Source organism: Stenotrophomonas sp. SMYL41 (assembly GCF_036319965.1).
Taxonomy (GTDB): domain Bacteria; phylum Pseudomonadota; class Gammaproteobacteria; order Xanthomonadales; family Xanthomonadaceae; genus Stenotrophomonas; species Stenotrophomonas maltophilia_R.
Genome location: NZ_JAWIRX010000022.1, coordinates 19,655 through 27,640 on the forward strand (window position 1 = coordinate 19,655; position 7,986 = coordinate 27,640).

Consider the following 7,986-nt stretch of genomic DNA (forward strand, 5'->3'; position numbering starts at 1 on the left):
CGGGGTTTTTCTTTTCCAGCAAGGTGCTTTTCCGGTAGGTGCCACCTTGGTGGGCACGCGCTCCTCAGGCAGCCAGCGCGGCCTCGATGGCTTCACGCAGGCGCGCGTCATCGGCAGCCACGTCCGGGGCAAAGCGCGCGATGACCTGGCCGTCGCGGCCGACCAGGAACTTCTCGAAGTTCCACAGCACCGCCGGTGCCGGATGGATCGGGATCTCCTTGCTGGCCAGGCGCTCACGCAGCGGGCCTTCGCCGATCGACTGCGGCTGGGCGGCGGTCAGCTGCTGGTACAGCGGATGGGTGTCGTCACCGGCCACGCTGATCTTGGAGAACATCGGGAAGCTGACGTCGTAGGTAAGCTGGCAGAACTGCTGGATCTCGGCCTCGCTGCCCGGCTCCTGGCCGAGGAAGTTGTTGGCGGGGAAGCCCAGTACTTCCAGGCCCTGCGCGTGCTTTTCCGCATACAGCGCCTGCAGGCCTTCGTACTGCGGGGTCAGGCCACACTTGGAGGCGACGTTGACCAGCAGCAGCACCTTGCCCTGGTAGTCGGCAAGCGAGGACGGCTGGCCGTCGATGGTGGTGAGGGAAATGTCCTGGATCGGGGTGCTCACGCGGGGGCTCCGGCAACAGCGGGGAATGGCCCACCAGCATAGCGCCGCGCGATGCCGGTAGTGCCGGCCGCTGGCCGGCAAAGGTGCGATCGTTCGCAAGGGTTCATGAGGATGCCGGCCAGCGGCCGACACTACGATCAGTCCACGCAGATCGTGCCCTGCGCCTTGCCGTCATCAATGCGCTGGCGGCAGCCGAAATTCTGGCGCACGTCGCGCTGGCAGGTACCGGTGGCGGCACTGCCGACGGCCGCTTCGCCCGTGGCCAGGCACTGGCCGGTGCAGTCACTCCTGCGGCTGCAGGCCTTGCCGGCGTCGGCATAGGGAATCACGCACTGCTCGCGCTGCAGCCGGCCAAGCCGCTGCAGGGTGCCGCCGGCAGCCTGGCAGTCGACGTCACGTGCTTCGCGGTACGCTTCGGCCGCTTCGGGGCTGGTGGCTGCGGCAGGTGCCGCCGCCGTATCGGCGGCCGGTGGTGCGCTGCTGCAGGCGGCAAGCAGCGCGGTCAGGACAAGGCTGGTGAAGCGGCGCAGGCGCATGACGATACCTGATCGAAGCGGACAGGCCGCCAGCATACGCATCGGCGATGCAGGCGGCGTGTCAGCGTGGCTCAGGCCTCGTCGCCGTCACTGCCTTCCTCTGCTGGCAGCGCGTCCGGCAGCAACTGGCGGCTCTGCTCAACCGGCAGCGACTCGACATCCCTCAGCTTGCGGGCGATCGCGCGGGTGCGCACCCCGGTCTGGTCGATCTGCTTGCTGGCCTGGTCCAGCTTGGCCTTCACGTTGTCCAGCACATCGCCGAACTTGCCGAATTCGGTCTTCACCGCACCCAGCAGGCTCCATACCTCGCTGGAGCGCTTCTCGATGGCCAGTGTGCGGAAACCCATCTGCAGGCTGTTGAGCAGCGCGGTGATCGTGGTCGGCCCGGCGACCACCACGCGGTGGTCACGCTGCAGCAGATCGACCAGGCCGGGGCGCCGGATCACCTCGGCATACAGGCCTTCGGTGGGCAGGAACATCACTGCGAAGTCGGTGGTGTGCGGCGGCACGATGTACTTCTCGCAGATCGACTTGGCCTGCACCTTCACCGCACGCTCCAGCTGCGCACCCTGCACGCGTACCAGTTCGGCGTCGCCCTGCTCCTGTGCGTCCAGCAGGCGCTCGTAGTCTTCGCGAGGGAACTTGGAGTCGATCGGCAGCCACACCGGCGTGTCATCGCTGCTGCGGCCCGGCAGGCGCACGGCGATATCGACCATCTCGCCACTATCCGGGCGTACTTTCACCCCGCGCGCATACTGCTCCTGGATCAGGGTCTGCTCGAGGATGTTCTCCAGCTGTACTTCACCCCAGCTGCCGCGCGTCTTGACGTTGGTCAGCACGCGCTTGAGGTCGCCCACGCCGGTGGCCAGCTGCTGCATCTCGCCGAGGCCGCGCTGCACCTGTTCCAGGCGCTCCGAGACCAGTTTGAAGGACTGGCCGAGGCGTGTTTCCAGCGTCGACTGCAACTTCTCATCCACCGTCACGCGCATCTGTTCCAGCTTCTGCGCATTGTCGCTCTGCAGCGCGCGCAGCTGTTCTTCCAGCGTCGTGCGCATCTCGGCGATGCGCTGCTCGTTGCGTTGGGTCAGTTCCTGCAGGCGCAGGCCCAGGCTTTCGGTCAGGCGCTGCTGCGACTGAGCGCCCTCCTCGCGGCCCTTGCGTGCATCGTCCACCAGGGTCTGCCGCAGCGCGCCGAGCTGGGTATCGGTACGCCCGGTGAGCTCCTGCAGCTGCTGGCCAAAGGCATGGATGCGGGCTTCCTGCTGCTGGCCGAAGGTCTCCAGCTGGCCGCGCAGTTCCTGCAGCCGCTGTCCCATCAACGCCGCGCCCCGCTGCTGGCTCTCGGCCGCTTCGGCGCGCGCCTTTCGGGCATCTTCGCCCAGCGCTTCGCGCAGCAGGTCCAGGCGCTGGTCGGTGCGGGTGGACAGATCGGTCAGCGCGCGGGCGAAGCCATCGAGCTGTTCGCGCAGCTCGCTGCGCCCGGCCCGCGCCTCCTCGCGCACCGCCTGTTCCAGGCGGTCATGCGGCGGGCGGCGCAGCAGGGCGACCAGCTGCAGGATGAGCACGGCCAATAGAAGGCCGCCAATGAGCAGATATTCGGTTTGCATGGGGGAAGTGTAGGCTGGCCGAGTCTCAGCTGCTGCGTCAGGAACATGCTCGCTCTGTACGGAAAGCCCACCTCCATCAACGTACGCAAGGTGCTGTGGCTGTGCGCCGGGCTCGACCTGTCACTTCACCACGAGCCAGAACCGCCGGCGGGCCTGCTGGCCACACTGAACCCGAACCGTCAGGTGCCGGTGCTGCGTGATGGGGACTTCGTGCTGTGGGAGTCCAACAGCATCTGTCGCTACCTGGCAGCGCGCGCCGGCCGCGACGACCTGTTGCCCGGTCAAGCCCAGGACCGGGCCCGGGTGGAGCAGTGGATGGACTGGCAGGCAAGCGACCTCAACAGCGCGTGGCGCCACGTGTTCATGGCGCGCGTGCGCCAGCACCCGGACTACCCCGACGATGCCCGCGCCGAAGCCAGCCTGGCGCAGTGGAATCGGCTGATGGCTGTCCTTGATGCGCAGCTGGCCACTACCGACGGCTACGTGGCGGGCAACGCCTTCACCCTGGCCGATATCGTGCTCGGGCTGTCGACCCAACGCTGGCGCAGCACGCCCGGCAACAAGCCCGTGCTGCCACACCTCGCGGCGTGGTTCGAAGGCCTGCGGCAGCAGCCGGGTTTCGCCGAGCACGTCGACAACGGCGTGGCCTGAGGCAGGGGTCAGATCCCTTTCCCGGGGGAAAAAAGGGATCTGACCCCAAGGGCGCGGGAACAGCCGGTGTTACCAGCCTTCCAGCACGATCTTGCCCTTGGCGCGGTGGCTTTCCAGCAGCGCGTGGGCACGCCGCAGGTTGGCGGCGTCGATGCGGCCGAAGTGCTCGCCCAGCGTGGTCTGCAGCACGCCCGTGTCGATCAGCTCGGCCACGCGGTTCAGCAGGTCGTGCTGGCGCTGCATGTCGGCGGTGCGGTAAAGCGGCCGGGTGAACATCGACTCCCAGTGCAGGGACAACGCCTTGCGCTTGAGCGCCATCACGTCCACCTGGCCAGGATCGTCGATCAGCCCCAGCTGGCCCTGCGGCGCCAGCAGTTCCACGATCTGCGCGTAGTGCTGGTCGGAATGGGTCAGGCTGGCCACGTGCTGCACCTCGCTGATGCCGAGCCGCGCCAGGCCCTCGGCCAACGGCAGGCTGTGGTCGATCACATGGTGCGCGCCCATCGCATGCACCCAGTCCTGGGTATCCGGACGCGAGGCGGTGCCGATCACGGTCAGCTTGGTCAGCTTCCGCGCCAGCTGTACCAGGATCGAACCAACGCCGCCGGCAGCACCGATCACCAGCAGGGTCTGGCCTTCACCACCGCCCTCGGCAATGCGCAGGCGGTCGAACAGCAGCTCCCAGGCGGTGATCGCGGTCAGCGGCAGCGCGGCGGCGGCCGCATCGTCCAGGCGGGCCGGCTTGCGGCCCACGCTGCGCTCATCCACCAGCTGGTACTCGGCATTGCTGCCCGGGCGATCGATGACGCCGGCGTAGTAGACCGCGTCGCCAGGCTGGAACAGGGTCACCTCGCTGCCCACCGCATCGACGATGCCGACCGCATCCCAGCCCAGCACGCGCGGGCCGTCGGTGGCCACGCCACGGCGGACCTTGGTGTCGACCGGGTTCACCGCCACCGCGCGTACCGCCACCCGCAGGTCGCGCGGGCCGGGTTGTGGCAGATCCAGGTCGATATCGATCAAGGCCTGGGGATCATCGATCGGCAGGCCGGCGTGGGTGTAGGCAATGGCGCGCATGGCAGCGGTCCAGGGGGAAGGAGACGACAGGTTGCGCCGCGCACGATCCGGCAAAAAGGCGCAGAATCGGTCAGCACTTTCACTCCAGTAATGAAAATGATCCGCTTCGACGACCTGCAGCTGTTCGTCCGCACTGCCGCGCTGGGCAGCTTCTCGCAGGCGGCCCGCGAGGCCGATCTGCTGCCTGGCCAGGTTGCCGCAGCGGTGGCGCGGCTGGAACGCGAGCTGGACCTGCGCCTGTTCGTGCGCACCACCCGCAGCCTGCGCCTGACCGGTGAGGGTGCGCTGTACCTGCCGTATGCACAGGAGGTACTGGCGACCCTGCGCGAGGGCCAGGCCCGCGTGCAGGGCGATGACGCCGAACTGCACGGCACCCTGCAGCTGTCGGCGCCGTCGGACTTCGGCCGCAACCTGCTGCTGCCGTGGCTGAGCGCGTTCCGCGCGGCGCATCCACGGCTGCGCCTGCACCTGCGCCTGTCCGACGAGGTCGCCGACGTGTTCCGCGACCCGGTCGACGTGGCCATCCGCATCGGCCACTTCGACGACGCCAACTACGTCGCCCTGCCGCTGCTGGAAGGCAACCGGCGCGTGCTGGCCGCCTCGCCCGGCTATCTGCGCCGGCGTGGCACTCCCACGCGCCTGGAGGATCTGCGCGAGCACGACTGCCTGGTCTATCAACTCAATGGCCGCGCCTACGATCGCTGGTCGTTCGAGGTCGACGGGCGCCGCAGCGTGATTCCGGTGCGCGGCCCGCTGGTCTGCGACGATGCCGACGTGGTGCGGCGCTGGGCGGTGGCCGGCGAAGGCATCACCTACAAGTCCTGGCTGGACCTGCGCGAGGACGTGCAGGCCGGGCGCCTGCAGCTGCTGCTCGACGGTGTTGGCAGCAGCATTCCGTTGCAGCTGGTGTGCCCGCACCGCAAGCAGTTCTCGCCGGCCGTGCGGCAACTGCACGCGCAGCTGCGCCAGCACCTGCAACCGCTGCTGTCTGGCATGCCTGATGGCGTTGCCCGCCCCCTGTCGCCAACTGCGGCGCTGGCCGACAATGGCGGCCCCCCGTGACAAGAGAACACCGCCATGCCGTGGATGGGCATCCAGGACCTGTGGACGTTTCTGGTCGCCGTGCTGGTGTTCCTCGCCCTGCCGGGCCCCGGCACCTTCACCCTGCTGACCGCCACCGGCCGCGGCGGCGTGCGTGGCGGCTACACCGCGCTGGCCGGCCTGCTGGTCGGCGACCAGATCCTGATGTGGCTCGCCTTGGCCGGCGTGGCTGCGCTGCTCAAGGCCAACCCACTGGTATTCCACGCGGTGCAGTACCTCGGCGCGGCCTACCTGGTGTGGGTGGGCATCAGCCTGCTGCGCACGCCCAAGCACGAGGGTAGCGACGCCGGCCCGATCCGCATGCAGCCGGGCCGCTACTTCCAGCAGGCGATCCTGGTCAGCCTGCTCAACCCGAAGGCGATTTTGTTCTACATGGCCTTCCTGCCATTGTTCATCGATCCCAAGGCACACCAGGGCATCGCCACCTTCGCCGCGCTGGCCGGCATCATCCTGGTGGTCAGCATCGCCTACTGCTCGATGCTGATCGGCGTAGGCAACCTGGCCCGCCGCCGGCTGATCCAGCACCCGCGGATCAGTGACGCGCTGCGCCGCGTGGCCGGGCTGTTCCTGGTGGGGTTCGGCATCCGCTTGGGGCTGAACGGGTGACATCCTGACCGTCGGCCAGCCCGGAGGCCCGGCAGGAAGATGGCTGCCGCTGGCCCGGCAAGGAAGCGGCGTGAACTACAGGATGGTGCTCCAGACGCCTGGGGGTTCCTCGAGTAATTTCGAATCGTGCTGGTATTTGTGCCGATTCCGGCAGCGGGCTCGGCGTGCAAGCGCATTGGTGGCGCATTTGACCCGCGCATGACCCCCGTCAGTGGTAATGCTGCGCTGCGTTCGGTCACACTCGGGAACTTGTCGTTCTCAGTCACCCCTTCCGAGGCCTGCATGTCCCTGTTCCGGCGCAAGTCCCTAGATTCCGTCACCGTCCACGAAGCCGGCAGGCGTCTGATCCCGACGCTCAGCTGGCCGCACCTGATCGCGCTGGGCATCGGTGCCATTGTCGGCACCGGCATCTACACGCTGATCGGCGTCGGAGCCAACCTGGCCGGACCGGCGGTGCTGATCTCCTTCGCCATCGCCGGAGCGGTCTGCGCCTGCGCGGCGCTGTCCTATGCCGAGCTGTCGACGATGATGCCGGCCGCCGGCAGTGCCTACACCTACAGCTACAGCGCGCTGGGCGAGGTGTTCGCCTGGGTGGTGGGCTGGAGCCTGATCCTGGAATACTCGCTGGTGGTGAGTACGGTGGCGGTGGGCTGGTCCGGCTACTTCGTCGGCTTCCTCGAATGGATCCACACCCAGTTCGGCTGGAACGTGCACCTGCCGGCCTGGCTGGCAGCGGGCCCGCACGTGGAAGGCGGCATGATCAACCTGCCGGCGATCGTCATCACCTGGCTGGTGGCCGGCATGCTGATGGCCGGCACCAAGGAAAGCGCCACCCTCAATGCCATCCTGGTGGTGTTCAAGCTGATCGCGCTGGCCATCTTCGTGGCCGTGGCCCTGCCCGCCTTCGACAGCGCCAACCTGCAGCCGTTCATGCCGTATGGCTTTGCCAAGTCGATGGGCCCTGATGGCGTCGAGCACGGCGTAATGGCGGCGGCGGCGATCATCTTCTTCGCCTTCTATGGCTTCGATGCGATCTCCACCGCGGCCGAAGAGACCAAGAACCCGGGCCGCGACCTGTCGATCGGCATCATCGGTTCGATGATCGGCTGCACCATCGTCTACGTGCTGGTCGCGCTCGCGGCCGTTGGTGCGATGAGCTACGCGGTGTTCGGCCACAGCGCCGAGCCGCTGGCGCTGATCATGCGCCAGCTCGGCCATCCGACCGCGGCGATGGTGATCGGCGTGATCGCGATCATCGCGCTGCCGACCGTGCTGCTGGCCTTCCTGTATGGCCAGAGCCGCATCTTCTTCGTGATGAGCCGCGACGGCCTGCTGCCGCGTGGCCTGTCCAAGGTCAACGCACGTACCGGCACGCCGGTGGCGACCACGCTGTTCACCGCCGTGGTGGTGTCGGCCCTGGCCGGCGTGGCACGCCTGGACGAGATCGCCGCACTGGCCAACGCGGGCACCCTGGCCGCGTTCACTGCAGTGGGTGTCTGCCTGGTGGTGCTGCGCCTGCGCGAGCCCAACCGCGAACGTACCTTCCGCACGCCGCTGGCCTTCGTGGTTGGCCCGCTGGCCGCACTGGGCTGCATCTACCTGTTCCTGAGCCTGCCGCACACCACCCAGTTGTATTTCCTGGTGTGGAACGTAGTTGGCCTGGTGCTGTACTTCCTGTACAGCCGCCGCCACGCATTGATCGCGAAATAAGCGCTTCACCGGTAGTGGGGGGGGGGGGGGGGGCCGCCCCCCCCGCGGTGGCGCCCCCCCGGGTTGGTGGGGGAAAGAGGCCCGGGGG

Annotated in this window: 8 protein-coding genes; 4 read left to right on the top strand and 4 right to left on the bottom strand. The window is 68.1% G+C overall.

The features are described from left to right. Positions 1-64 precede the first annotated feature (64 nt). From V3B30_RS19845 to rmuC, 3 genes are all read right to left on the bottom strand, one after another. Positions 65-610 (bottom strand): glutathione peroxidase, encoded by a 546-nt coding sequence (locus V3B30_RS19845; RefSeq protein ID WP_262084127.1) that lies wholly within the window; start codon positions 608-610, stop codon positions 65-67. A 137-nt stretch (positions 611-747) separates the two neighbouring features. Further along, positions 748-1,146 (bottom strand): hypothetical protein, encoded by a 399-nt coding sequence (locus V3B30_RS19850; protein ID WP_262084126.1) that lies wholly within the window; start codon positions 1,144-1,146, stop codon positions 748-750. A gap of 71 nt (positions 1,147-1,217) precedes the next feature. Next, a complete protein-coding gene (gene rmuC / locus V3B30_RS19855) occupies positions 1,218-2,753 on the bottom strand; it encodes a DNA recombination protein RmuC (RefSeq protein WP_049400349.1) in 1,536 nt (511 codons plus the stop codon). Between the two features lie 45 nt (positions 2,754-2,798). Here rmuC and V3B30_RS19860 point away from each other — a divergent pair, with 45 nt between their 5' ends. After that, positions 2,799-3,404 (top strand): glutathione S-transferase N-terminal domain-containing protein, encoded by a 606-nt coding sequence (locus V3B30_RS19860; RefSeq protein ID WP_100475122.1) that lies wholly within the window; start codon positions 2,799-2,801, stop codon positions 3,402-3,404. 69 nt (positions 3,405-3,473) lie between these two features. Here V3B30_RS19860 and V3B30_RS19865 read toward each other — a convergent pair whose 3' ends face one another. Further along, positions 3,474-4,481 (bottom strand): zinc-binding alcohol dehydrogenase family protein, encoded by a 1,008-nt coding sequence (locus V3B30_RS19865; RefSeq protein WP_262084125.1) that lies wholly within the window; start codon positions 4,479-4,481, stop codon positions 3,474-3,476. 90 nt (positions 4,482-4,571) lie between these two features. Here V3B30_RS19865 and V3B30_RS19870 point away from each other — a divergent pair, with 90 nt between their 5' ends. From V3B30_RS19870 to V3B30_RS19880, 3 genes are all read left to right on the top strand, one after another. Then, complete coding sequence (locus V3B30_RS19870) at positions 4,572-5,543, top strand: LysR family transcriptional regulator (protein ID WP_262084124.1); 972 nt, start codon at positions 4,572-4,574, stop codon at positions 5,541-5,543. A 15-nt stretch (positions 5,544-5,558) separates the two neighbouring features. Further along, entirely contained in the window at positions 5,559-6,188 is a 630-nt protein-coding gene (leuE, locus tag V3B30_RS19875) for a leucine efflux protein LeuE (protein ID WP_262084123.1), read from the top strand. Positions 6,189-6,470: 282 nt separating this feature from the next. Next, on the top strand, positions 6,471-7,898 hold the full coding sequence (locus tag V3B30_RS19880; protein WP_262084122.1) for an amino acid permease: 1,428 nt from the start codon (positions 6,471-6,473) through the stop codon (positions 7,896-7,898). Positions 7,899-7,986 lie beyond the last annotated feature (88 nt).